Source organism: Rhizobium sp. CF122, from assembly GCF_000282035.1.
Lineage (GTDB): Bacteria > Pseudomonadota > Alphaproteobacteria > Rhizobiales > Rhizobiaceae > Rhizobium.
In genome coordinates this window covers 17038-40994 of sequence record NZ_AKKA01000093.1, presented here as the reverse complement: position 1 = coordinate 40994, position 23957 = coordinate 17038, and the positions used below count along the sequence as shown (strand labels likewise).

The 23957-nt window shown below is 60.4% G+C and carries 21 protein-coding genes and 1 pseudogene; 16 read left to right on the top strand and 6 right to left on the bottom strand.

Annotated features, from left to right (window positions below; all coding sequences use genetic code 11):
- The 8 genes and pseudogenes from PMI09_RS23945 to PMI09_RS23905 form a co-directional block, all read left to right on the top strand.
- Positions 1-627 (top strand): DUF993 family protein (locus PMI09_RS23945; protein WP_007800530.1); only part of this gene is annotated, 627 nt, incomplete at its 5' end.
- Between the two features lie 48 nt (positions 628-675).
- On the top strand, positions 676-1500 hold the full coding sequence (locus PMI09_RS23940; protein ID WP_007800528.1) for a sugar phosphate isomerase/epimerase family protein: 825 nt from the start codon (positions 676-678) through the stop codon (positions 1498-1500).
- A 1302-nt stretch (positions 1501-2802) separates the two neighbouring features.
- Entirely contained in the window at positions 2803-3468 is a 666-nt protein-coding gene (locus PMI09_RS23930) for a GntR family transcriptional regulator (protein WP_007800526.1), read from the top strand.
- A gap of 421 nt (positions 3469-3889) precedes the next feature.
- Positions 3890-4819 (top strand): annotated as a pseudogene (gene bioB / locus PMI09_RS23925) (biotin synthase BioB); the annotation flags it as partial.
- The gene (locus PMI09_RS23920) at positions 4816-5961 is read left to right on the top strand and encodes an 8-amino-7-oxononanoate synthase (RefSeq protein ID WP_007800522.1); all 1146 of its coding nucleotides are present in this window, start codon (positions 4816-4818) and stop codon (positions 5959-5961) included. The pseudogene bioB and the gene PMI09_RS23920, both read left to right, overlap by 4 nt.
- Positions 5958-6596, top strand: coding sequence for a dethiobiotin synthase (gene bioD / locus PMI09_RS23915; RefSeq protein ID WP_007800520.1), 639 nt, complete (start codon positions 5958-5960; stop codon positions 6594-6596). Before PMI09_RS23920 ends, bioD begins: the two co-directional genes overlap by 4 nt.
- Entirely contained in the window at positions 6593-7861 is a 1269-nt protein-coding gene (locus PMI09_RS23910; protein WP_007800517.1) for an adenosylmethionine--8-amino-7-oxononanoate transaminase, read from the top strand. The genes bioD and PMI09_RS23910 overlap by 4 nt, the downstream gene beginning before the upstream one ends.
- Positions 7858-8847: a beta-ketoacyl-ACP synthase III gene (locus tag PMI09_RS23905; RefSeq protein WP_007800516.1), complete on the top strand. Its 990-nt coding sequence runs from the start codon at positions 7858-7860 to the stop codon at positions 8845-8847. The genes PMI09_RS23910 and PMI09_RS23905 overlap by 4 nt, the downstream gene beginning before the upstream one ends.
- Positions 8848-9102: 255 nt before the next feature.
- On the opposite strand, the gene PMI09_RS23900 is transcribed toward PMI09_RS23905, so the two are convergent.
- The gene (locus tag PMI09_RS23900; RefSeq protein WP_007800514.1) at positions 9103-9534 is read right to left on the bottom strand and encodes an Lrp/AsnC family transcriptional regulator; all 432 of its coding nucleotides are present in this window, start codon (positions 9532-9534) and stop codon (positions 9103-9105) included.
- 129 nt (positions 9535-9663) lie between these two features.
- Here PMI09_RS23900 and PMI09_RS23895 point away from each other — a divergent pair, with 129 nt between their 5' ends.
- On the top strand, positions 9664-10767 hold the full coding sequence (locus PMI09_RS23895) for a saccharopine dehydrogenase family protein (RefSeq protein ID WP_007800512.1): 1104 nt from the start codon (positions 9664-9666) through the stop codon (positions 10765-10767).
- Positions 10768-10889: 122 nt separating this feature from the next.
- On the opposite strand, the gene PMI09_RS23890 is transcribed toward PMI09_RS23895, so the two are convergent.
- From PMI09_RS23890 to hglS, 3 genes are read right to left on the bottom strand one after another with little or no spacing between them, the layout of a single operon-like run.
- A complete protein-coding gene (locus PMI09_RS23890) occupies positions 10890-12122 on the bottom strand; it encodes a pyridoxal phosphate-dependent aminotransferase (protein WP_007800510.1) in 1233 nt (410 codons plus the stop codon).
- Positions 12123-12130: 8 nt separating this feature from the next.
- On the bottom strand, positions 12131-13663 hold the full coding sequence (gene amaB, locus PMI09_RS23885) for an L-piperidine-6-carboxylate dehydrogenase (protein WP_007800508.1): 1533 nt from the start codon (positions 13661-13663) through the stop codon (positions 12131-12133).
- Positions 13664-13710: 47 nt separating this feature from the next.
- Positions 13711-15111, bottom strand: coding sequence for a 2-oxoadipate dioxygenase/decarboxylase HglS (gene hglS, locus PMI09_RS23880; RefSeq protein WP_007800506.1), 1401 nt, complete (start codon positions 15109-15111; stop codon positions 13711-13713).
- 105 nt (positions 15112-15216) lie between these two features.
- Between hglS and PMI09_RS23875 the strand changes: the two genes are divergently transcribed.
- The gene (locus PMI09_RS23875) at positions 15217-16131 is read left to right on the top strand and encodes a LysR family transcriptional regulator (protein ID WP_007800504.1); all 915 of its coding nucleotides are present in this window, start codon (positions 15217-15219) and stop codon (positions 16129-16131) included.
- Positions 16128-16679, top strand: coding sequence for a recombination regulator RecX (gene recX, locus PMI09_RS23870; RefSeq protein WP_007800502.1), 552 nt, complete (start codon positions 16128-16130; stop codon positions 16677-16679). Before PMI09_RS23875 ends, recX begins: the two co-directional genes overlap by 4 nt.
- Before the next feature lie 21 nt (positions 16680-16700).
- Here the strand turns inward: recX and PMI09_RS23865 are convergent, their stop codons facing one another.
- Both PMI09_RS23865 and PMI09_RS23860 read right to left on the bottom strand, forming a co-directional pair.
- Positions 16701-17690 (bottom strand): LacI family DNA-binding transcriptional regulator, encoded by a 990-nt coding sequence (locus PMI09_RS23865; protein WP_007800500.1) that lies wholly within the window; start codon positions 17688-17690, stop codon positions 16701-16703.
- Between the two features lie 19 nt (positions 17691-17709).
- Positions 17710-18717, bottom strand: coding sequence for a Gfo/Idh/MocA family protein (locus tag PMI09_RS23860; RefSeq protein WP_007800498.1), 1008 nt, complete (start codon positions 18715-18717; stop codon positions 17710-17712).
- Between the two features lie 201 nt (positions 18718-18918).
- Between PMI09_RS23860 and PMI09_RS23855 the strand changes: the two genes are divergently transcribed.
- The 5 genes from PMI09_RS23855 (at position 18919) to PMI09_RS23835 (ending at position 23952) form a co-directional block, all read left to right on the top strand.
- Positions 18919-20211, top strand: coding sequence for an ABC transporter substrate-binding protein (locus PMI09_RS23855; RefSeq protein WP_007800496.1), 1293 nt, complete (start codon positions 18919-18921; stop codon positions 20209-20211).
- 84 nt (positions 20212-20295) lie between these two features.
- Positions 20296-21183 carry a carbohydrate ABC transporter permease gene (locus tag PMI09_RS23850; protein ID WP_007800494.1) on the top strand — a complete coding sequence of 296 codons (888 nt, stop codon included), beginning with the start codon at positions 20296-20298 and terminating at the stop codon, positions 21181-21183.
- Position 21184: 1 nt separating this feature from the next.
- Positions 21185-22096 carry a carbohydrate ABC transporter permease gene (locus tag PMI09_RS23845; protein ID WP_007800492.1) on the top strand — a complete coding sequence of 304 codons (912 nt, stop codon included), beginning with the start codon at positions 21185-21187 and terminating at the stop codon, positions 22094-22096.
- Between the two features lie 19 nt (positions 22097-22115).
- Positions 22116-23201 carry an ABC transporter ATP-binding protein gene (locus tag PMI09_RS23840; RefSeq protein ID WP_007800489.1) on the top strand — a complete coding sequence of 362 codons (1086 nt, stop codon included), beginning with the start codon at positions 22116-22118 and terminating at the stop codon, positions 23199-23201.
- Between the two features lie 13 nt (positions 23202-23214).
- A complete protein-coding gene (locus PMI09_RS23835) occupies positions 23215-23952 on the top strand; it encodes a ThuA domain-containing protein (RefSeq protein WP_007800488.1) in 738 nt (245 codons plus the stop codon).
- Positions 23953-23957 lie beyond the last annotated feature (5 nt).

Here is a 23957-nt window from a genome sequence, read left to right as displayed (position 1 = left end):
AGGCAGGTTCCCCAGCCAGTGATCATCCATTGGCTCGGCGACATGTTCGATCCTGCGCTCGCCGGCTATTGGGGCTCGCGCAATGATATGCAGGCCATGGAAACGGCGGTCGCCATCATCAATGATCATGCAAGCAAGGTCGATGGCGTAAAGATTTCACTGCTTTCAGCGGAAAAGGAGATCGTCATGCGCCGGAGGCTCGACCCGGCGGTCAAGATGTACACCGGAGACGACTTCAACTACGCCGAGCTTATCGCCGGGGACGAACAGGGGTACTCACACGCGCTGCTCGGCATTTTCGATGCCGTCGCACCTGCGGCGAGCGCAGCCCTACAAAAGCTTGCGAAAGACGATCTTACTGGCTTCCATGATATCCTGGCGCCGACCGTGCCGCTATCGCGCCATATCTTCAAGGCGCCGACGCGGTTCTATAAGACGGGCGTCGTTTTCCTTGCATATCTCAATGGCTTCCAGAACCACTTCCAGATGCTCGGCGGGCAACAGAGCGCGCGCTCGGTGGTGCATCTTGCGGAACTCTTCCGCCTTGCCGACCAGGCTCGCGTCCTGCGCGACCCGGATCTCGCCACCGACAGAATGAAAACAATCCTCGCCACAGCAGGGATTTGAGACACCTCGGCATCCACTTCGCACCGGCGAGGTGAGGGAGAAACACGCATGGCAGTCGACGGCCTTTCGATCAATCTCGCGACCGTTCGGGAGCAGTATAACCTGAGACAGGCTATCGAAGCCTGCCTCAAGCAGGATATCCTTGCAATCGCCCCGTGGCGCGATCAGGTTCACGCCATCGGCCTCTCGGAAGCCGCCCGCATCGTGGCCGACAACAAGTTGCAGGTGACAGGCCTTTGCCGCGGCGGCATGTTCCCCGCGGCCGACGCTGCGGCACGCGCCGCAGCAATCGACGACAACAGAAAGGCCATCGATGAGGCTGCCGCTCTCAACGCGGACTGCCTCGTCCTGGTCGTTGGCGGCCTGCCTGCAGGATCCCGAGATATCGCGCACGCGCGCGAAATGGTGGCCGATGGTATCGCCGCAATCCTGCCGCATGCGCGCGCCGCCGGCATACCGCTTGCGATCGAACCGCTGCATCCGATGTATGCCGCCGATCGCGCCTGCGTGAATACGCTCGAGCAGGCGCTCGATATCTGCGACCTACTTGGCGACGGCGTCGGTGTTGCCATCGACGTCTACCATGTTTGGTGGGATCCGAAACTTGAGCAGCAGATCGCGCGCGCCGGCGCGTCGGGCCGCATCCTGGCACACCACATCTGCGACTGGCTGGTTCCGACAACGGATCTTTTACTCGACCGCGGGATGATGGGAGATGGTGTCATAGACCTCAAGGGAATCCGCCGCGCCCTCGAAACGGCCGGCTATCGCGGTCCGCAGGAAGTGGAGATCTTTTCGGCGGGGAACTGGTGGAAACAGCCGGGAGAAAAAGTGCTTTCGACGTGCGTCGATCGCTTCCGAAGCGTCTGCTGACGAGGTTGCATTTACGTCGACTAACCCATTGGTTAACCATGCCTATTTTCGCTTACGGCAATTAATGCCGTATTCGCTTCCGCTAGGCCTTATGGCTTTGACCGGCGGCAGAGACTGGAAAAATGCAGCCAAAGGGCCTTGCGGGGGCATCGGGTCCAGAAATGAACCGCTTTCGCCTCCTGCGAACGATCCTGCATCGTGAACTATTGATAGAATCCGCGACGAGACAGTGATTTGTCAACCGCATTCTGCCGGCTATCTGCGAAATCAACAGCCAGCAAAGACCTAGCGTGGCGGGCTATCGGGCGAACCTGCGCCCCTTTCAACGGCAGCACAGGACCGATGGCTCCCCAAATGTTCCCCGCGGGGAACTCTGTCCAACTGCACAATGACAGCCGCCCGTCTCGCCACCAATGAGCGTACCAAGCCCATCCGACACCAGCCGTAACCAACGACGATGCCACGGCCTCACCCTACCTTGAGGCCTCGCCAATGCACTCCTACGAAACGGTGCTTCCCACTGCCGACCTCACTGGCGGCAGGCGAACGAAATGCCCCAGGCATTCCCGGTGATCGTATGCCGTGGCCTATGCGCCGAACATCTTGCGCTGGTCTGCCTGAGCGCCAGAGGCCCCTGCCAGGAAAAGCGCCCCATCAAAGGATCACGATGACTGCCAGTATTCGCCAAAAGCAGCTTGCGCATGCGCCTCAAATTCGGCGCCCGGCCTACGTGAAATTGCGGATCCCTTTCAGACGTTCCGGGGCATAGGAGGCCCACGGCTGCACCGCCTTCGCACGCGACGCCGGCTCAACCCAACGGCATCGATGTAAACTGAGATCATCAGCAAACAGCTTCTGCCGAGCCCGCTATCCGGCTTCAAGCAGATGGCGATCACAAACCGCGCAACCAACCCAAGGCGCCGAGATCCGCTCACTGCCTCGCGCAGGCCGACCCAACGATTGCATGGTATATCACCAAGGCGGATGCCTATACCGACTACCACTAGACATGCCTCATCGCGACTGGAAACGAAATGACGCTTGAGCCCCGGTTCAATGTCTGGAAAGCTGCTTCTAAGACCATCGCCGCCGCGATGCTGAGCAATCGGCCACGCAGGATACGTGCAATCCCCCTCCGCGAGAGGCCTGAATCCGCTTCGCAACGCCGCCAACATCCGCCAAGGATGCTGCCGGCCAGATTGTCATGATCCATCGTCTTCCCGGATAGATGCCGCAGACAAATCCACAGCCACGCGTGGCACGCACCTCGACAGCGTCGAGCGCAGGAACTATCTCTAAAATATGACTATTCATAACGACGACACGATAGCCGGCCGTATAAGTCGCGCGCTCGCAGAGCGCATCGTGACAGGCGCCCTGCCGCCCGGCTCCAAGCTCAAGCAGGACCATATCGCCGAGGAGTTCGGATCGTCGCACGTCCCCGTGCGCGAGGCTTTGCGCCGCCTGGAAGCGCAAGGCCTCGCCGTCAGCGAACCGCGCCGCGGCGTTCGTGTTGCCTCCTTCGATCTCAAGGAGGTGCAGGAGGTTGCGAAGATGCGCGCCGCCCTCGAAGGTCTTGCACTGCGCCACTCGGCCGAACACCTCACGCCGTCACGTCTCGATCAAGCCGAACAGGCGACGATCGACGGCGACAATGCGCGCGATGTCCGCACCTGGGAAGAGGCCAATCGCAGATTCCACCGGCTCATCCTCGAGCCTTGCGGTATGCCGCGCTTGCTCTCCGCCATTGACGACCTCCATGCCGCGAGCGCTCGATTTCTGTTCGCCACCTGGCTGACGGACTGGGAGCCGCGGGTCGACAACGATCATCGCACCATTCTCACATTTCTTCGTGCCGGCAAGGTCGAAAATGCCGTGACAGCGTTGGAGCGGCACGTGCAATGGATCGGGGGACCGCCGCGGCGACTGCAGCATGCCTCCCGCGAGCGGTTTGCGATCGTCGGCTAGTGTCGACGACCGGAAAGCCCGACGTGGTTTACACCCGGTCCAATGGTGTCACACTGCTCCGCCTGCAACGCCCGAAATGGATGAGCTCAGCCGACCGTCCTGCGGCACCCTTACCGCCAGTCACGGCATGCTCGCTCCTGGCAGGCGCGCCTGATCCCGGCTGTTGCGGTAGCCAGGGCCAGACGTCCTGATGATGCAGGCCCGAACGAGCGCCTGCTTTGCGGCCAACTGCCGTCATTAGGGATGAGCAGAAAAACACGCTTGCCTAATACCGTTTCAGACAATTATAGATAAAAATATCTTCTATCTACGAATCGAAGCTTCATGACGAGAGGATTTTGAACCAATGCAGTCCCCCTCAGCGAATTCGACGCAGGAAATCAAAGGCAGCAGCGCTCCCTTAGACTTCGCAACCGACTCAGAAGCTCAGATTATCTATAATTTGCCCTTCAACGACCTTCTCCATCGTGCTCACGGCGTCCACCGCGCCAATTTCGACCCGAACGCGGTGCAGATGAGCCGCCTCCTCTCGGTCAAGACCGGCGGATGCGCCGAAGATTGTGGCTATTGCAGCCAGTCCGCCCACTATCCGACCGGGCTCAAGGCTTCAAAACTGATGGAAGTCGAGCGCGTTCTCACCGAAGCACGAAAAGCCAGGGACGCGGGCGCCACGCGATACTGCATGGGTGCCGCCTGGCGCAGCCCCAAGGACCGCGACATGGATGCGATTGTCGCGATGGTCGCGGGCGTCCGCGCACTGGGGATGGAGACCTGTATGACGCTTGGGATGCTGACGCCGCAGCAATCCGCCAGGCTCGCCGACGCCGGCCTCGACTACTATAATCACAACATCGATACCTCCGAGCGCTTCTATAGCGAGATCATCACGACCCGCAGCTTTGCCGATCGGTTGGAGACCCTCGCCAATGTCCGTGAAGCGGGCATCAAGGTTTGCGCCGGCGGTATTCTCGGCATGGGCGAGACGGCCGAAGATCGCATCTCGATGCTTGTCACGCTTGCAAACCTGCCGACGCCCCCCGAGAGCGTGCCGATCAACATGCTGATTCCGATCGCCGGCTCGAGGCTCGCCAATGCTCAGCCGATCGATCCGATCGATTTCGTTCGCACCGTCGCACTGGCACGCATTCTGATGCCCACGTCCTATGTGCGCCTGTCCGCAGGTCGGACGGACATGTCGGACGAGACCCAGGCGCTCTGTTTCTTTGCGGGCGCCAACTCGATCTTCGTGGGCGAGACCCTGCTGACCGCGGACAATCCCGGCGAGGATCAGGATGCGGCACTCTTTCGTCGCCTGGGGCTGAAGGCCGAGCAACTGGAGCGAGCGGAATGACCACCGCCAGCCTTGCGGTCTATGAGCGCAAGCTCGCCGGCCTCGATCGCAAGGGGAGGAGCCGGAGCCTCGTCGCGCTATCCGGCACCGATTTCACCTCGAACGACTATCTCGGCCTGGCCGATTCAATGCGGCTCAAGGACGCGCTTCGCGACGCAATGGATCGCGGCGTGCCGGTCGGGGCAGGGGGCTCGCGGCTGCTTCGCGGCAATCATCCCGAGCATGAGGCGCTGGAGCAGGAGGCAGCCGCTTATTTCGGAGCGGCGCGGGCTCTCTACTTCGGCAGTGGCTATGCCGCCAATGTGGCGCTGTTTTCGACCTTGCCGCAGCGCGACGACATCATCGTGTACGACGCGCTGATCCATGCCAGCGCCCATGAGGGGGTCTCGAAAAGTCGCGCACCGTCGGTCGCAACCACACACAACGACGTGGACGCAGTCGCCGATGCGATCCGCACATGGCGTCGTGCCGGCGGCACTGGGCGCCCGTGGATCGCCGTCGAAAGCCTCTATTCCATGGACGGCGACCGCGCCCCGCTTCGCGCGCTGATGGATCTTGCAACGCAGCATGATGGTTTTCTTATCATCGACGAGGCGCACGCGACGGGCATCTACGGCCAGGGCGGGCGCGGTCTGTCGGAAGGTCTCGTTCATCCAGAAAACTGCATTACCCTGCATACCTGCGGCAAGGCGCTTGGCGCATCAGGCGCACTCATCCTTGGACCGGCAATCATCTGCGATTTCCTTATCAACCGCGCCCGGAATTTCATCTATTCGACAGCACCATCTCCGCTCATGGCTGCGACGGTGCGAGAGGCGTTGAGGATCCTCGCCGATGAGCCCGAGCGGCGCGACAAGCTTGCCGGACTCGTATCTTTCGCCAGTCGCGAGCTGGAAGCGGCAACCGGGATACACGCGAGCAAATCGCAGATTCTGCCCGTTGTGATCGGCGACAATCGTCGCGCGGTGCTCATCGCCGAGCGCTTGCGCAGCGAGGGCTTCGACGTCAGGCCCATCCGTCCACCAACCGTGCCCGAAGGCACGGCGCGGTTGCGCATCTCCATCACCTTGAACGTCGATGAAACGACCGTCTCCCGATTGTTCGAGCACCTCGCCATCACCCTGCGGGAGGAGCCGCAATGACGCAGCGCTTCGTCGTCACCGGCACCGATACGGGTATCGGCAAGACGGTCTTCTCAGCCGCTTTGACAGCTGCGCTCGGGGCACACTACTGGAAACCTGTTCAGGCGGGGCTCAACGAGGAGACGGATGCTGAAATCGTCGCCCGATTGGGCAGCGTATCACCCGACCGGATTGTCCCTGAGGCCTATCGGCTGAAGACGCCTGCATCCCCGCATCACGCGGCAGCGCTCGACGACGTGAGGATAGATCCGGACGCACTTGTGCCGCCGACGCCCTCCGGCCCGCTTGTCATCGAAGGCGCCGGCGGCGTTCTCGTCCCGCTGACATCAGACATCCTTTTTGCCGACGTTTTCGCCCGATGGCAGGCATCGGTCATCCTGTGCGCCAGAACCTCGCTCGGCACCATCAATCATACGCTGATGTCGGTGGAAGCACTGCAGCGACGTTCGGTTTCCATCTTCGGCATTGCCTTTGTGGGCGAAGAGAACATCGAGACGCAGAAGATCATTGTCCACATGAGCGGAGCGCGCGCGCTGGGTCGCCTGGAGCCAACAAGCCCGCTTACCCACGACCGACTGATGGCGGCCTTTCATCGCGGTTTCGACGTCGCGATGTTTCGGAGCCCGAAGTCATGACACGCTCCCCCGTATGGCATCCATTCACGCAGCATGCCCTTGAGCCAACGATGAAGAAGGTCGTGGGGACCGAAGGTGCCTATCTCATCGACGAGGCCGGCAACCGCATTCTTGATGCCATCTCTTCGTGGTGGGTGGTCACCCACGGCCATCGGCACCCGACAATCATGGAGGCTATCCGAACGGCAACGGAGTGCTATGACCAAATCATCTTTGCCGAATACACTCACGCCCCGGCGGAGGATCTTGCTCGTGGACTGATCGCCGTAAGCCCGGCAGGGCTTGAGCACGTCTTTTATTCCGACAGTGGCTCGACGGCCGTCGAAGTCGCGCTGAAAATGGCGCTCGGTTTCTTCCACAACACCGGGCGACGTCGCGACCGGATCGTCGTCATGGAGCATGGCTATCATGGCGACACGATCGGCACCATGTCCGTCGGCGAAAGGGGCGTCTTCAATGCGGCCTATGAACCCTTGCTGTTTGGCGTCGACCGGCTTGCCTTTCCAGAGCCAGGTACGGAGCAGAGCACGCTTGACGCCTTCGAGCTCACCTGCCGCTCCGGCCGTGTTGCGGCACTATTGATCGAGCCGCTGGTGCTTGGCGCCGGTGGCATGAAGATGTACGAGCCCTCGCTGCTTGGCGAACTCAGCAAGATCGCCCAATCCCACGGCGTGCTCCTGATCGCCGACGAGGTGATGACCGGCTGGGGCAGGACGGGCACACTTTTTGCCTCCGAACAGGCGGGCATTTGTCCCGACATCCTCTGCACATCGAAGGGATTGACCGGGGGCACTTTGCCGCTTGCCGCAACACTTTGCACAAGCGAGATCTTTGATGCGCATCTTTCGACCGACCGCCGCAAGACCTTCTTCCACTCGAGCTCCTACACCGCCAATCCGATCGCCTGTGCGGCTGCGGTCGCGAATTTGAAGATCTGGTCGCAGGAGCCGGTTCAGGCACGCATCGATCGCCTTGTTGCCCTGCAAGGGACGCGGCTAGCTCGCTTTGCCGAAGATCGGCGCTTCAGGAATGTGCGTCAGTCCGGAACCATTGCCGCTCTGGACATGGCTGTTCCCTCAGACGGATATTTAGCCGACATAGGACCGCGGTTGCGCGCCTTCTTCCGAGAGCGTCAGCTTCTCATCCGCCCGCTTGGAAATGTCATCTATCTCATGCCGCCCTACTGCGTATCGGAAGCCGAGAGCGACCGCCTCTATGATGCGATCGACGAGGCGGCAAGCGTCTTGATCGGAACTCCGGCATGAGGAACGTCCGCTCCGCGCGCATGGCAGGCTTCGGGCACAGGGTCCCCGGCCGCTGCGTCGAAAACGCCGAAATCGAACAATCCCTCGGACTGGAAACCGGCTGGATCGAGCGCCGCACGGGCATTCGCACTCGCTACTGGGTCGAAGAGGGCGACACCCTGAGCGGCCTTGCCGCAGAAGCAGGAGCCATGGCGCTCGACAATGCCGGGATCAGCCGTTCTGAGATCGGCTTGACGCTGCTGGCAACCTCCACACCGGATCACCTGCTGCCACCAACAGCGCCGCTCGTGGCGCACAGGCTCGGACTAGAGCACTCCGGCGCAATCGACCTTGCCGGCGCCTGTTCCGGCTTCCTGTACGCACTGACGCTCGCAGACGCCTTCGTGCGCGCACAGGGCAGGGCCGTTCTTGTCATCGCCGCCAATATCCTCAGCCGGCGCATCAACCCCGCAGAACGCGCCAGCTGCGTTCTGTTTGCGGATGCGGCGGGGGCGGTCGTGTTGACACCATCAAGTGATCCCGCCGCCGGGGTTCTTGGCGCTGACCTATGTTCGGATGGGAGCGGCTACGACCTGATTTCGATCCCAGCCGGCGGCAGCAACAGGCCTTTCGCCCCCAGCATGGCCGCCGACGAGTTTCTCATGACAATGCGGGATGGACGCGAGGTGTTTTCGCGGGCGGTCGAAATGATGAGTTCCGCGTCACAAAGGGCGCTCGATAGAGCCGCCGTAGACGCTGGCGAAATCACTCGCTTCGTGCCGCACCAGGCTAATGTCCGGATATTTCAGGCGGTCGCAGCCAACCTCGGGATAGAAGCCGAACGGACCGTCTGTTCGCTTGACCGATTTGGGAACTCTTCGGCCGCAACGATCCCGCTCTCCTTATCGCTGGATGCCGCCAATCGACCTCTTCAGAATGGTGAAACCCTCCTTCTTGCGGCGGCTGGCGCCGGACTTACCGGTGCAGCTGTCCTCTATCGCGCCTAGCGGTGGGTCCGACATGCGGACGTCAAGGGACCTGACTGTCGAGGCGCCACAGCGGCTTTACCAGCAAGATCGTCGTCAGGCCGCTATTCCACTCCTCGTCCGGATAGCGCCCAGCCTCACGATAGCCTCCACTCACGTTCACAGGATGGACCTATCAGTTGGATCCAATCCAGCGTCTTGAGCCCGCGTATGGCGGCGGGCGCGACGGCGATCGAGTTTCCATTACGCAAGATAGGCGCGCAAAACTTAAAGACGCTAGCGATTGATACGCGTCGACAAGATGATCGACGAGAGCGTTTTCTCGACGCCATCGATATCGCCAATTTTGTCGATGACCATGTCGAGTTCGCTGATCGATGCCGCCGCAACGATCGCGATCATATCAAAGCTGCCGCTCACCGAATGGACGGAACGGACATGCGCAATCGACTGCAGTTCTTGCGTAACGCGCCCGAGTGCCTTGGCCGCCAAGGTGATGAGCACATGCGCCTTTATCTGGCCGCCCTCGAAATCATCCGATAGCCGCACGCCATAGCCCGCAATAACGCCGTCCCGTTCCAGGCGCTCGATTTTCGCCTGCACCGTGGTGCGCGACAAGCCAAGCCTGCGCGCTAGCACGGCGGTTGGCATACGGGCATTCTCGCTGAGAATCGACAGAAGTTGCCGATCCTTATCACTCATCGTCATATTGATTAATCCCACCGGCGATACGCCAAAAAAATCTAGTCGATTTTATCATTCTCGCGCTGTGAATCAACCAAACAGACAGGAATAAAGAAGGCATAAAGATTTCTTGATCCAGTAGAGGGAACGCATATGAAAAACATCGTCGTCATTGGCGCCGGCAAGATCGGCTCGACGATCGCCCGTCTTCTCATCCATTCCGGCGACTACCACGTCACGCTGGCCGACCGCAGCAAGCAGCAGCTGGATCACATGGAGGCGAATTCCGCGCTCAGGCTTGCTGAAGTCGACATTGCCGACCACGCTTCGCTGGTCAAACTTCTCTCCGGCAAGTTTGCCGTCCTGAGTGCCGCACCGTTCCATCTGACGATCGCAATTGCCGAGGCCGCCGCCGAGGCGGGCGTGCACTACCTCGATCTGACGGAGGACGTCGAATCCACGCGCCGGGTCAAGGCGATTGCGGCCAGCGCGTCAACCGCCTTCATTCCGCAGTGCGGCCTGGCTCCGGGCTTCATCTCGATCGTTGCAAACGATCTCGCCAGCCGCTTCGACACGCTCGACAGCGTCCGCATGCGCGTTGGTGCCCTCCCGCAGTATCCCTCGAATGCCTTGAACTACAATCTGACCTGGAGCACCGATGGCGTTATCAACGAGTACATCGAGCCCTGCGAGGCCATTGTCGACGGACAACTGATCGAAGTTCCGGCTCTGGAAGAGCGGGAAGAGTTCTCCCTTGATGGTGTGACCTACGAGGCCTTCAACACATCCGGCGGCCTCGGCACCCTGTGCGAAACGCTGAAGGGCAAGGTGCGGACCCTGAACTACCGCACCATCCGCTATCCCGGTCATGCGGCCATCATGAAGGCGCTGCTCAGCGATCTTGGCCTGCGCCACCGCCGCGAAGTGCTGAAGGATATTCTGGAGCACGCGCTACCCTCGACGATGCAGGACGTCGTGATCATCTTCGTGACGGTTTCCGGCTGGAAGAATGGTCGACTTGTGCAGGAGACCTACGCCAACAAGGTCTACAGCGCTGTCGTTGCAGGTCGCATGATGAGCGCCATCCAGATCACCACCGCATCGAGCATCTGCGCCGTGCTTGACATGCTGGCCAAGGAAGAGCTGCCGACGAAAGGCTTCGTACGGCAGGAAGACATCGGTCTCGACGCGTTCCTGGACAGCCGCTTCGGCCACTACTATGCGCAAAAGGCTTATGGCGAAAAGATCGCCGGCTAAGCGTGTCGGTATAGCGTAGCCAATAAGAACGCCCGGATAATCTCCGGGCGTTTTTGTATCGAAGCTGTAAATCACTTGAAACGAAAGATGGAGGCAACGGAACTCCCTGCCTCCTTGCCAGTTTAACCAAGCTGACGGCACGCCGTCGCGATCCGCTCCAGTGCTTCCTTGAGATCCGATTCCGCCGAGGCGTAGGAGATCCTGAAAAAGGGCGAAAGGCCGAAAGCCGAGCCTGGTACCACGGCGACATTGGCCTCTTCAAGAAGGTAGGCGCAAAACTCGCTGTCCGTCGTGATCTTGCGGCCGCCCGGCGTCGTCCGGCCGAGAATTCCGCCACATCCGGAGAAGGTATAGAAGGCGCCTTCGGGAGTGCGGCAATCAAGACCATCGATCGCGTTGAGGCCCGAAACGACCAGATCGCGCCGCCGCCTGAAGCTCTCCGTCCGCTCCGCGAGAAAATCCTGCGGCCCGTTCAGCGCCGCAACAGCCGCGGCCTGGCTGATCGAGGACGGGCAGGACGTTGCCTGGCTCTGTACCACGGCCATCGCCTTAATGAGCACTTTCGGGCCACCGGCATAGCCGATACGCCAGCCGGTCATGGCGTAGGCCTTGGACACGCCGTTGATCGTCAGCGTGCGCTCACGCAGGCGCGGTTCCAACTGCAACGGCGTGACGAAGCGGAAATCGTCATAGACGATGTGCTCGTACATATCGTCCACCATGAGCCAGACATGTGGGTGTCTGAGTAACACGTCCAGCAATGGTCGATAGTCATCGGCGCTATAGGCCGCACCCGAAGGATTGGACGGCGAATTCAGCAACAACCAGCGCGTCCGCGGCGTGATCGCCGCTTCGAGTTTCTCCGCGGTTAGCCGAAAGCCGCTGTCTGCATCGCAGGGAACGAGAACGGGTTTGCCTTCGCAGATCTGAACAATGTCGGAGTATGACGTCCAGTACGGCGTCGGGATAATGACCTCATCACCGGGATCGACGGTCGCCATCATCGCATTGAACAGGATCTGCTTGGCGCCGGTGGCGACGGTTATCTCACTGACTTCGAAAGAGAGATTGTTCCCGCGCTGAAACTTGGTGCGGATGGCTTCCTTCAGCGTCGGTGTTCCGTCGAGCGCCGTATACTTCGTATCACCACGCTGCATGGCATCCCAGGCAGCCTGCTTGACATGGTCCGGTGTTTCGAAATCGGGTTCGCCGGCGCCCAGGATGATGACTGGCTTGCCTTCCCGCTTCATGGCTGCCGCGCGCGCGCCAATCTGCAGGATTTGGGAGACACCGATAGCGGATAACCTTGAGGCGGGCTTTAGGCCCGCCTCCTCAATTTTCACGTCGATCGTCATGGTTGCACCTACTCGATCTCGAAGGAGACGCCCTGCGCGAGCGGCAGCGCCTTGGAGTAGTTGATCGTGTTGGTGGCGCGGCGCATGTAAGCCTTCCACGCGTCGGAACCGGATTCGCGGCCGCCACCCGTTTCCTTCTCGCCACCGAATGCACCACCGATCTCGGCGCCAGACGTCCCGATATTGACGTTGGCAATGCCGCAATCGGATCCATCGGCCGACAGGAAGCGTTCGGCTTCTCGCAGGTCCAGCGTAAAGATCGACGACGACAGACCCGCACCGACAGCATTGTGCGCTTCGATGACCTTGTCGAAATCGGTGTATTTCATCACGTAGAGGATCGGCGCGAAGGTTTCCTCGAGCACCGGTCCGAGCTGCGACGGCATTTCCACGAGGGCCGGCTTCACATAGTAGGCCTTGTCGTGGGGCAGCGCGACGCGCTCGCCGCCGTTGATTTGACCGCCATGGACCTTCGCCTCACCAAGCGCCTTCTGCATGTTATCGAAGGCGAGCTTGTCGATCAGCGGGCCGACCAATGCCGTGCTTTCGAGCGGATTGCCGACAGAGACATTGGCATAGGCCTTCTTCAGGCGCGGCACGAGCTGGTCGTAGACGCTCTCATGCACAAAGAGACGGCGCAGCGTCGTGCAACGCTGGCCGGCCGTACCCATGGCGCCGAAGGCGATGGCGCGCAGCGCCATGTCGAGATCGGCAGACGGGCAGACGATACCAGCGTTGTTGCCGCCAAGCTCCAAGATCGAACGAGCAAAGCGGCGGGCGAGACGCGGACCGACTTCCCGGCCCATGCGCGTCGATCCCGTCGCCGAAACGACTGGCACCTTCGGATGGTCGACAAGCACCTCGCCGATGGCGCGATCGCCAATCAGCACTTCGCTCAAGCCTTCCGGCGCATCGCCGAAACGCGTAATGGCTCGCTGCAGGATGGCCTGCGAGGCAAGTGCGGTCAGCGGCGTCTTCTCGGAAGGCTTCCACACCACCGCGTTGCCACAGACCAGCGCAAGGGCAGCATTCCAGGCCCAGACAGCGACCGGGAAATTGAAGGCAGAGATGACACCGACGACACCGAGCGGATGCCAGGTTTCCATCATCCGATGTCCCGGGCGTTCGGTTGCGATGGTCAGGCCGTAGAGCTGTCGGGACAGACCCACCGCGAAATCGCAGATGTCGATCATTTCCTGGACCTCTCCGAGACCTTCGGACGGGATCTTGCCGGCTTCGATCGAGACCAGGCGGCCAAGCTCCATCTTGACGCTACGCAGCTCCTCGCCCAGCAGGCGGACGAGCTCGCCGCGCTTGGGCGCAGGAACAAGGCGCCAGGACTGGAACGCTGAAGCGGCCTTCTCGATCTTCGCCGTGGCTGCGTCGCGGCTGTCGGTTTTCAGGGCTGCCAGTTGCTCACCCGTGACCGGGCTGTAAGAGGCCATGTCTCCGCCGGTGTAAAGCGCCTTGTCGACACCGATCTTATCGAGAAGGGCACCGGCTTCCTGTGTCACGTTCACTGTTCTTGCTGCTACGGTCATGTAACGACCCTCTGTTTAAGTGTTTGAATCTTGTCGATGGCGCCGTTTCACTCGGCCGCTTGGGCAGCGGTCAGGCGTGCTTGGCATTCGGCGATCGATTGAGCCTCGATACCGGCGTAGTGATCGAATTCGTTGAGAACCGGGATGCCGAGGTCGCGCTCGAAGCGCTGCTGATTGGGGCTTGCGGCAAACTCCTGCGCCGCCTCGTCGCCGAGGTTGGACTGGAAGATGCCGGCTGCGCTGACCGGCAGGAAATCCTCGTAGACGATCGGATCGAAGCAGACGAGACCGTCCGCCACCAGCTGATCGATGCCGGCATCGGCTGAGGCAATTGCGCTCTCGCCCTTCTCCGTCAGCGAGTAGCGGAAATAGCCAAGGCCCTGTTCGCGGATCTCGGCCCAGCTATCGGGGAAGGGAACGAAGGCATCGGCAAGCGCCTTCTCATAGGCGGCTGCATTCGAGCCGTCCGCGGCCGGGCGCACGACCTTGCGCGAACCCGTCAGGAGTTTGTCGTAAAGGGCGCGGCCCTCCGGCGTCAGCGCAATGCCGCGGCTTTCGATCTCGCCGAACCGGGCCGTATGCGTGCCCTCCTGCCAGCTGCCGCTCGCATCCTTGAAAGAGACGGCTTCCTCAAGCGCCTTGAACGACGTCTGCCGCAGCAGGATTGCACAGCGACGGCTGGGCGGACCTTCGACGACCGCCTTCGGCGCAATGCCATACTCCGGCATTAATCGCTGCACTTCGTCGATGTCGAGCGTACGCGGCGTCAGGTGGTTGATATGCGGCCCCTTGAAGGAAACGACGTCGGCAACCAACCGGTGCGCATCATGCAAACGCTTATACATGGCGAGGTCGACATTGGCGTGATGATGCCAGCGGAAGGTCTCCAGCACGTCCGCGACGAAGCGCTTGGCATCGTCATCATCGAGACCGCCCTGGCGCTCGGCCTTTTCCGTCAGTTCGATGGCACCGGCGGTAAAGATCTGACGCTTCCGCAGGATCGCCTCGGCTTCGGCGCGCAGTTTCTCGTCGGCAATCAGGTCGAGGCGCAGCAGGGACGTGAAGACACGGAACGGATTTCGCTTGAGCGCCTCGTCGCCGACCGGACGGAACGCAGTGGAGTGAACAGGTACCCCAGCTTCGCTGAGATCATAGTAACCCACGGGGTACATCCCCATCACCGCAAAGACGCGTCTCATCATCGCGAGTTCGACAGCAGTCCCGAGGCGGATGGCGCCGTGGCGCTCTTCGGAGACGCGCTCGAGCGAGTCGGTTTCCTCCAGCCTCTGCTTGAGAGCCGGATCGGCGGCAAGCGTCGCGGCGTTCACCCTGGCAACAATGTCCATCAGCGTACCGTAGGCGGGAACTTCGGTACGGTACATGGCCGACATCGCCGCGGAGAATGCAGAGCGGATGTCACAGGAAGAGACGAAACTTCTGGTCGACATATTTTATCTCACAGTACCAATGGAGAGTTCATTCTGGATTGCGATCATATCGCGCGTGGAGTAGATGAATAACGATAAATGAAGCTGAGATGATGCGGTTTTGGAATGACGTTGCCTCGAAAGCTGATGCCCGACCTGACCACGCTGCAGTCATTCGAGTCTGCCGCTCGCCACGGCAACTTCACGCGGGCAGCTCTCGAACTTAATCTGACCCAAAGCGCGATCAGCCGACAGATCAAGGATTTGGAGACCCAGCTCGGCGTCCTGCTCTTCGAGCGCGTTCGGCAGCGGGCGATCCTGTCGGAAGCCGGCAAGCGGCTACTGCCGGAGGCACGGCGACTGCTGCATCAAACGGAAGAGATGATGATCCGCGCGGCATCCGGCGCGGACGCGACAGCAACGCTTTCGGTCGCCACGCTGCCGACTTTCGGCAGTCGTTGGCTGACGCCCAGGCTGCCGGACTTCCTGGCCGCCCATCCCGGCTCGCTCGTTGACATAGCATCGCGCTCGGAGCTGTTCGATTTCGATCAGGAGAGCTTCGACCTCGCCATTCACTACGGCCAACCGATCTGGGCACGGGCAACCTGCACGTTTCTCTGCGACGAGAAAATCGTTCCCGTCGCCAGCCCGACCTTGCTGCAATCGGATCCGGTTGCCCGTCCGGTGGAACTCGCACACAAGCCCTTGTTGCATCTGGCCACTCGCCCGCGACTTTGGCGACAGTGGTTCGAACACTGCGACATCGACGTTGATCCCTCATATCGTGGTAATCGGTTCGACCAGTTCTCGATGATCATCGAAGCCGCTGCAATGTCGATGGGGTTTGCGCTTCTGCCACTCTATCTGATCGAGCAAGAATTGAGCTCCGGAAAGCTGCAGATCGTCTTCGATCAGCCGATGTCGACAGAAAACAGCTATTACGTCGTGACACCCGACGGTAAGCGTGAACATGCGCTTGGCCTGGCATTTACCGCCTGGCTGCTCTCGCAGGTAAGCACCAAGGATCCGACTGAACCGTGAGCGACGATCAAACGCCATCCGACATCCCGACGGCACGTATGCTGAGCTGGGCCAGAAACTCGACCATCTATCGGCTTGAGCGGCGGATGATGACCGAAAGGCAACTGTTCGATGCCATTGTCAGGAAAGCGAAACATAAATTCGAGGATATCAGCGAGATGCAACTCAAGGCGGTTGCGAACTCGGCCGTGACCTTCGCCTGTGAACACGGTGGTCTGAGCGACGCTACCTATGCCGAAGTCAGCGCGCGCTCTGGCGTTCGCAACGGCAGATCAAAACGGCGCATTGCTCAAAAGCTGTCACAGAAGGGCGTTGATCGAGAGGTCATTGCGACCGCGCTTGATGAAGCGGATGACTTGCTGGCCGCCGTCGTCTTTGCACGCAAGCGCGCCTTCGGGCCGTTCCGCCGTCCCGACACCGATCGGGAGCGCGCAACCAAGGAGATGGCCGCATTCGCGCGCAACGGTTTCAGCTTCGACATAGGAAGGACCGTGCTTGGCATGAGCCGCGAAGAGGCCGAAGACGTCGTGAGCGCGCGATCTCGGTAGGTCCAGAGGCCGCTAAACGCTTTACGCCGTCGACCCCCATCGCGCCGTGCAGGTTAGCGTAATGCTATGGGGGCCTTCCAGTTCGGCATCGTGGCGCTCGATGAGTTCCACGACCGCATCGATGAAGGCGACATGGTCGAGACTGAGCGTCGTCAAGTCGTTGCAGTCCCACGCCGCCATCGCGATCCCATCCTGACCGACAATGGCAATATCATCAGGCGTGCTCTTGCCGAGCACGCGCCGGGCCGCATCACGAGCGCCGATCGCCATCACGTCATTGCCGCAGATGATGGCATCCACCTTGGCGCGGTGGAGAAGCAAAACGGCCTCCTTAAAGCCGGAATCGTAGCTGTAGTCACCAAAGGCCTCCGCCTGCAGGGTCAGGCCGCGTTTGGCCAGCGCATCGACAAACCACTTGCGCCGCAGCTTGTCGATCCAGCTCGACTTCGTTCCCGAGAGGTAGGCGAACCGCTTCTTTCCGTCGCCGACAATCTTGTCGATAATCTCGTCAGCGGCGGCCGACCCGTCTATCCGGATGCTTGAGACCTTCTCATTGTCGAGCGGTTCGAAGGAAACGATGATCGGCTTCGTCGTGTGGAAAATATCGACTGCATCCTGCATCGATACCATGTCGGAAAAGACGACGACGTGATCCACCTGATAGGTGGAGGCAAGCCGCATGAGCTGCAGCCGGTCATCGTGGTCGGCGCAGCACAGAATGATTGGAAGAAGCTGACGGGCTTGCAGCCGATGCACGAGAAGCTGCTGCTCTTCTGCCTCGCACGGATTTCCGATTGCATTGACGACCAGCGCCACCAACCGCGATCGCTGATTGTTGAGGGAGCGGGCGATCGCGTTCGGCTGATACCCATACTCGCGAGCGACCGCCAGGATGCGGTCGCGGGTCGCGCTGCCGATTCTGGAATCGGGGGAGAACGCCCGTGATATCGTGGCGGACGACACCCCGGCGAGCTTTGCCAGTTCCTTCGAGGTGATCCGTCTCTTGTTCATCCAAGCATTCCAGCCATCGTTATGGTGCGGCAATCCTGACGGGCATCCCGTCTGCCGCAGCCGATTCCTTGATTGCATCCCAGAGCCTAGCGAATCGCAGGCCCATTTCAACGGAGCCGGTGTTTTCCATCGTCCCAGCGCGAATGGCGAGGAAGTTTTTCATCGGGTTGTCGAGAATTTCCGCCTCTTCGCGCGGCTCGGACGTACGGCCGACACTGATCTCCCGCCAGCCGCCCCAGGCGTCGATGCGAACGATCGCTTTTGAATAGAAGAAGGTGATGTAGGAGGCGCAGCCGGGAGGACCTTCGCCGGCCGCCGTCAGCGTCGCCAGCGCGCCGTTCTTGAGGCGGGCGGAAACGGCCGTGGCGATGTCAACCTTCTTGCCATGATTATTCATATAGGCCGACACACTCTCGAAATCCGAATTGGCGAGCAGGCAAACGGTGTTCATCATATGCGCGCCGGTGTCGAACATGAAGCCGCCACCCGATATCTCCGGCTGCTGCTTCCAGTGACCGTCATAGTTGCTGGACCAGCTTTCCCAGATCATCCCCGATATGGCGATCAGATCGCCGAACTCGTTGGCAAGTGCCCGCTTACGCGTATCGATCACCAGGGGAGAGAGACCGCCCTGGAAAGCGGTCACAATGGTCACACCGCTCTTCTTCTGTGCCGCGATCAGCCGTTCGGCTTCCGCTACCGTCGTCACCATCGGCTTTTCAAGGAAGAGATCGAGCCCGGCTTCTGCGACAGCCGTTGCCTGCTCGCCGTGAAACGCATGTGGCGTGGAGACATAGACGATATCAAGCTCGCCCCGGCAAGACGTCAGCATCTCTCGGCAATCATCGAAGCTTCGGGGCGCTGGCGCACCAGCGGCAATGCATACGTCGATCAGACGCTGGCGAGATGAAGGGGTCGTATCGGCAAGCGCGACAAATTCGATCTCGGGCATGCGGGCCCAGCTTGCCGCATACTCAGCCGCTTTCAGGCCTGCGCCAATGACACCAAGCCGCAATTTTCGTGACATGAAAAATCCTCCCGTATGCAGTTTGTATACGGTTACACAAATGGCGCAATGAAGACAAGATCTATTAAATGACGTAAATTCAATTAGTTATCATTGCATATAAAATCCAATCAAAAACCAACTTGCCAGCACTTGGAATGCGTGTACATTTTCAGCTGTGGTGCTGGAGGGTGCCGCGAACCAAAAAAGGGAGGACTTCCGTTGAAGAAGACGGTCATTGGTAGCCTGTGCGCCATTTTGCTCAGCGCCGTTTCGACGCTGGCGCATGCTGAGACAATCCGAATTGCCAATCACGGTCAGGCCGGCATCGACGCCATGAAGTCGACGGTCGAGAAGATCGAGAAGAAATACGGCGTGACCGTCGAGGTCGTCGAATACCCCGCGCCTGACAAAGACTACCTGACGAAGCTGTTGACCGAGCTCGGCGCCGGCAACGCGCCTGACCTCTTTTCCATCCCGACAACGGCCGCCGTCGCCGACATGGTCGAGGCTGGCTACCTCGCACCGGTGACCAAGGAAATCAAGGCATGGGACGGCTATGCCAATTTCTACGATGTCGCCAAGCAGCTGGCGGTCAGCCCGGACGGCGAAACCTATGTCATGCCGTTCATGCTCGGCATCCAAGAAATCTACTATCGCAAGGACGTTCTCGACAAAGCTGGTATCTCGACCGAGCAGCCGAAGAGCTGGAAGGACCTTCTCGATCGAGCCGCTGAAATCAAGAAGAAGACCGGCGCCTATGGTCTGCTCTTCCCGGCCGGTGTTTCCTGGGGAAGCGGGGCCTTCGACGAGGGCTTCCAGCATCTGGTCGTTGGCTCCAAGACGCCGCAGCTCGTCGATGCCGACGGCAAGCTCGATCTTAGCGGCGAGGGCATCAAGGATGTCTTTGATGTCTACAAGCGGCTCATCGACAATGACCTGATGCCAACGCAGCCATTGCTCGGACCGGAGCCTTGGGTCGTGCCGAAGTATCAGATGTTCCCAGCCGGCAAGCTGGCCGCAACCACCTGCGGTTCCTGGTGCTACATCTTCGACTGGGGTCGTGAAAGCAAGAACCCGATCCCTGAGGTGACCAAGGTCGTCGGCACTTGGACCGTTCCCGGCCAAACCGGTGGTCAGTATGTCCTTGCCAACCTGGCAGCCCCATGGGCCGTCAACTCGAAGTCTGCCAACGTGGAACTCGCCAAGAAGGCGCTGATAGAGATTGGCTCGGTGGAGACACAAGTCTCTTACGCAGCCCGTATCGGCAACATTCCATCCAGCAAGGATGCGGCTAAAAACGCCGACTTCCAGAAGCTGACGGAACTCGTTCCGATCCATGCCGCAGCAGGAAACGGCACCTTCCTCAAGCAGGCCTCCGGCTTCGGTACCGTTTCGGAAGGTGTTGCGCGCGCTACAGAAGCGCTGCTGCGCAAGGAAACCGATGCCGCCGGCGCACAGAAGATTCTTGTCGACTACGTCAAGGAAACACTGGGCGACGACGTCGTAAAGTAAGCTGGGGCTTACCCCCTAACGCGAGGGAGACGTGGGTAAGCCCACGTCTCCAGATTTCCGTTCGAACGAGTTATAGAGCTTTCCATGGCCCGAAACGTCCACGAAAGGCGCGCAGAACGGCAGCTTCTTCTGATCCTGTTGCCATCACTTGCGCTGCTTCTGGCCTTCGTGATCTATCCCGCGCTTTACTCCGTCTATCTGAGCTTCACCAATGAAGCGCTGACCGGCGCTGCCGCGCTTCGTCCGCGCTTTGTCGGCATTCGCAACTACGCACGGTTGCTGAACGACGCGAAATTCTGGAATGCCTTGCTCGTCACCTTCCTGTTTGTCGTTGGCTCGGCGGTGATCGGCCAGTTCGTGCTCGGCCTGGTCTGTGCGATGGCGCTTCGTCGTCGCATCCATTTCCGGCGGCTCTTCTCCTCGATCATTCTTCTGCCGAACGCCGCGCCGGAGGTTGTTGCCGGCTTCATGTGGATCTCCATGCTGGCGGGAGGCGAGCAAGCGACGCTCAGCCGCATCGTCAGCTTCTTTGGCGTAACGCCGGCCGACTGGCTACAGGTCTTTCCGCTTTCGATGATCATCATCGTCAACACCTGGCGTGGGATCGCCACGGCGATGATCCTCTTGACCGCCGGCCTCAGCACGATCCCCAACGAGATTTATGAGGCTGCCCGCATGGATGGTGCAACACCCTCGCAGATGTTTCGCCGTATCACCCTGCCGTTGATGATGCCGACGATCCTGCTCTACATGCTGATCTCCGCCGTCTCGACCATCGCCGTCTTTGGTCTCGTCTACGCGCTGACCCGCGGCGGCCCGGGCGGGGCGACGGAACTGGTCAGCATCTATATCTACAACCAGTCCTTTACGGCATTCCAACTTGGCTACGGCGCCGCTGTGGCGGTAGTCGCCCTATTGATCTCGCTTGTCCTCGGTATTGGCTATGTCAGAGCCATGAAGGTGGAAGTCTGAGATGGCTGTGATTTCCCCGAGCGACAATGCCAACAAGACCCGGTCTGACCTGCTTGCTTATGCAACGCTGTCACTGATCTCGATCTTTTGCGCCGTTCCCTTCTTCTGGGTGCTTCTTGCGTCCTTCGATGGCAACGCCCAACTGTTCCTTCGTTGGCCCGAACAATGGAGCTTCGCCAACTACCTGCGTGTCTTCACCAAGGAAGACGGCGCGAAGTGGCTGTTCAACTCGCTCTTCGTGGTCGGCAGCGCAACCGTGCTGGTGATGGTGCTGGCCGGCCTCGGCGGCTACGCACTGTCGCGCACCAGGGCCTGGTGGAAGCTGCCGTTCCTTTACGCCATCCTCTTGATCCGCGTCCTGCCGCCGACGGCGCTCGTCGTTCCGCTTTATAAGTTCCTCCTAACGCTAAACAATGCCGAAGGCGCCGTCCTGCGACCAATCTTTGGCGAATACACCAGGCCGATCATGCGCTGGACCGGTTTCATCGATGGCTATCTCGGACTGATCCTCGTGCTTGCGACAATGCAGTTGCCCTTGGCGCTGTGGATCATGAAGACCTTCTTCGACGGCCTGCCGCGCGACTATGAAGAGGCCGCGCTGATGGACGGCGCGACACTCCTGCAACGCATTCGCCGTGTGCTCATCCCTCTGGCGCTGCCGGGACTGGCGGCCGCCGGACTATTTGCCTTCATGTCGGCTTGGGGTGATTTCCTGCTACCGCTGATCTTCCTCTCCTCGCCGGAACTGCAGACGCTGCCGCTCGGCCTGTTCCGCGCATTCCTGCGCATCAACGAGATCGACTACGGTCTACTTGCCGCGCTCGCCTTCATCTACCTCCTGCCGGCCGTCGTCGCCTTCGGCTTTGCACGTCGCTTCCTCGTGCAGACATTTGCCGGCGGCGTCAAAGGCTGACACCAGAAAGAGTTTTACGATGATCAATCTCAGGAACGTTCGCAAATTCTACGGCGCATTGGAGGTCATCAAGGGCGTCGATATCACTGTGGAAGACGGCGAGTTCGCGGTGTTCGTCGGCCCGTCGGGCTGCGGCAAGTCCACCTTGCTGCGGATGATCGCGGGTCTTGAGGGCATCGATGCTGGCGACCTCATCCTCAATGACAAGCGCATCAACGATGTTCCCCCTGACCAGCGCGGCATCGCCATGGTGTTTCAATCCTACGCGCTTTATCCGCATATGACGGTTGCGGAGAATATCGGCTTCTCCCTCAGCCTGAAGAAGGTCCCGGAGGCGGAAATCCGCCGCCAGGTCGAAGCCGTCGCCGAAATTCTGCAGCTCACCGACTATCTCGATCGCCGCCCCGCTGCCTTGTCGGGCGGCCAGAGACAGCGCGTCGCCATTGGTCGCGCCATCATCAAGAAGCCGTCGCTGATCCTTTTCGATGAGCCTTTGTCCAATCTCGATTCGGCATTGCGGGTGCAAATGCGTGCCGAGCTGCAGCGCCTGCATCGCGAGCTGAAGGCGACCGTCGTCTACGTGACGCATGATCAGGTCGAGGCCATGACGATGGCCGACCGCATCGTGGTTCTCAACAAAGGCGTCGTTGCCCAGCAGGGCGCACCAATGACCCTCTACCACCAGCCCGACAACGAGTTCGTCGCGACCTTCATCGGCTCTCCGAAGATGAACACCATTCCGGTGACGGTCACGAAACCGATCGCCGGCAAGGTTCATGCCCGAAGCGCGCTCGGTCTGTCGCTCGACCTGCCCGATGCCGGCGCGATTGTGCCGCAGGGCCAGGCGACACTTGGCATCCGTCCGGAGCATCTGAAGATTGCAGCGGACGGGCAGGGCGATCTTTCGGCAGAGGTCATCATTGTCGAACGTCTCGGCGTTGAAACCTACATGACCGTCGGCTCGCAAGAGCAGCCGATCGTCGTCCGCGCCGAAGGCGACATCGCGCTGCGGCCGGGCGACCGCGTGTCGCTCACAGCCGATACATCCGCCTGCCATCTGTTTGATTCCGCCGGCCGCGTCATCCGTCCGGCCCAAGCTTCATAACATCGAGGATCCCATGTCAATCAAGGTCACCATCTGGAACGAAGGCCGCCACGAACAGCTGCACAAAGAGGTTCAGGAAATCTACCCTGATCGGATCGACGGTGCGATCGCAGCCGGCATTGCTCACCCGGAATTCGAGATCCGCCGCGGCACGCTCGACGATCCGCACCAAGGACTGCCGGATTCCCTGCTCAACGACACAGATGTGCTGCTGTGGTGGGGGCACATGGCGCATGAGGAAGTGAGCGATGGCCTGATCGACCGCATCCAGCAGCGTGTTCTCAGGGGGATGGGTCTTCTTATCCTGCATTCCGGCCATCACTCGAAACTGTTTCGCCGGCTGATGGGCACCAACGCCAATCTCTCCTGGCGCGAAACACCGCAAGGTGATCTCGAGCGGGTCTGGGTGATCAATCCGGCGCACCCGATTTCAGAGGGGCTGCCGCCCTATTTCGAGGTCAACGCCTCGGAAATGTATGGCGAACCTTTCGACATCCCGCAGCCCGACGAGCTCGTCTTTATCTCCTGGTACTCCGGCGGCGAGATCTTCCGCAGCGGCTGCACGTTCCAGCGCGGTCGTGGCCGCATCTTCTTCTTCAGCCCTGGACATGAGACCTATCCGATCTACCACGACAAGACCGTGCACAAGGTTATCGCGAACGGCATCCGCTGGGCCAAGCAAAGCCACACCGATGGTCGGATCCTGGAAAACTGGCACCGCGCAGAACCCATTCACGCCCGCCCGGCGTAACGATC

Bases quoted from the DNA above. Each gene is read 5' to 3' on its own strand.
- PMI09_RS23940 (WP_007800528.1), top strand. From the start codon at position 676: ATGGCAGTCGACGGCCTTTCGATCAATCTCGCGACCGTTCGGGAGCAG.
- PMI09_RS23930 (WP_007800526.1), top strand. From the start codon at position 2,803: ATGACTATTCATAACGACGACACGATAGCCGGCCGTATAAGTCGCGCG.
- PMI09_RS23920 (WP_007800522.1), top strand. From the start codon at position 4,816: ATGACCACCGCCAGCCTTGCGGTCTATGAGCGCAAGCTCGCCGGCCTC.
- bioD (WP_007800520.1), top strand. From the start codon at position 5,958: ATGACGCAGCGCTTCGTCGTCACCGGCACCGATACGGGTATCGGCAAG.
- PMI09_RS23910 (WP_007800517.1), top strand. From the start codon at position 6,593: ATGACACGCTCCCCCGTATGGCATCCATTCACGCAGCATGCCCTTGAG.
- PMI09_RS23905 (WP_007800516.1), top strand. From the start codon at position 7,858: ATGAGGAACGTCCGCTCCGCGCGCATGGCAGGCTTCGGGCACAGGGTC.
- PMI09_RS23900 (WP_007800514.1), bottom strand. From the start codon at position 9,534: ATGACGATGAGTGATAAGGATCGGCAACTTCTGTCGATTCTCAGCGAG.
- PMI09_RS23895 (WP_007800512.1), top strand. From the start codon at position 9,664: ATGAAAAACATCGTCGTCATTGGCGCCGGCAAGATCGGCTCGACGATC.
- PMI09_RS23890 (WP_007800510.1), bottom strand. From the start codon at position 12,122: ATGACGATCGACGTGAAAATTGAGGAGGCGGGCCTAAAGCCCGCCTCA.
- amaB (WP_007800508.1), bottom strand. From the start codon at position 13,663: ATGACCGTAGCAGCAAGAACAGTGAACGTGACACAGGAAGCCGGTGCC.
- hglS (WP_007800506.1), bottom strand. From the start codon at position 15,111: ATGTCGACCAGAAGTTTCGTCTCTTCCTGTGACATCCGCTCTGCATTC.
- PMI09_RS23875 (WP_007800504.1), top strand. From the start codon at position 15,217: ATGACGTTGCCTCGAAAGCTGATGCCCGACCTGACCACGCTGCAGTCA.
- PMI09_RS23865 (WP_007800500.1), bottom strand. From the start codon at position 17,690: ATGAACAAGAGACGGATCACCTCGAAGGAACTGGCAAAGCTCGCCGGG.
- PMI09_RS23860 (WP_007800498.1), bottom strand. From the start codon at position 18,717: ATGTCACGAAAATTGCGGCTTGGTGTCATTGGCGCAGGCCTGAAAGCG.
- PMI09_RS23850 (WP_007800494.1), top strand. From the start codon at position 20,296: ATGGCCCGAAACGTCCACGAAAGGCGCGCAGAACGGCAGCTTCTTCTG.
- PMI09_RS23845 (WP_007800492.1), top strand. From the start codon at position 21,185: ATGGCTGTGATTTCCCCGAGCGACAATGCCAACAAGACCCGGTCTGAC.
- PMI09_RS23840 (WP_007800489.1), top strand. From the start codon at position 22,116: ATGATCAATCTCAGGAACGTTCGCAAATTCTACGGCGCATTGGAGGTC.
- PMI09_RS23835 (WP_007800488.1), top strand. From the start codon at position 23,215: ATGTCAATCAAGGTCACCATCTGGAACGAAGGCCGCCACGAACAGCTG.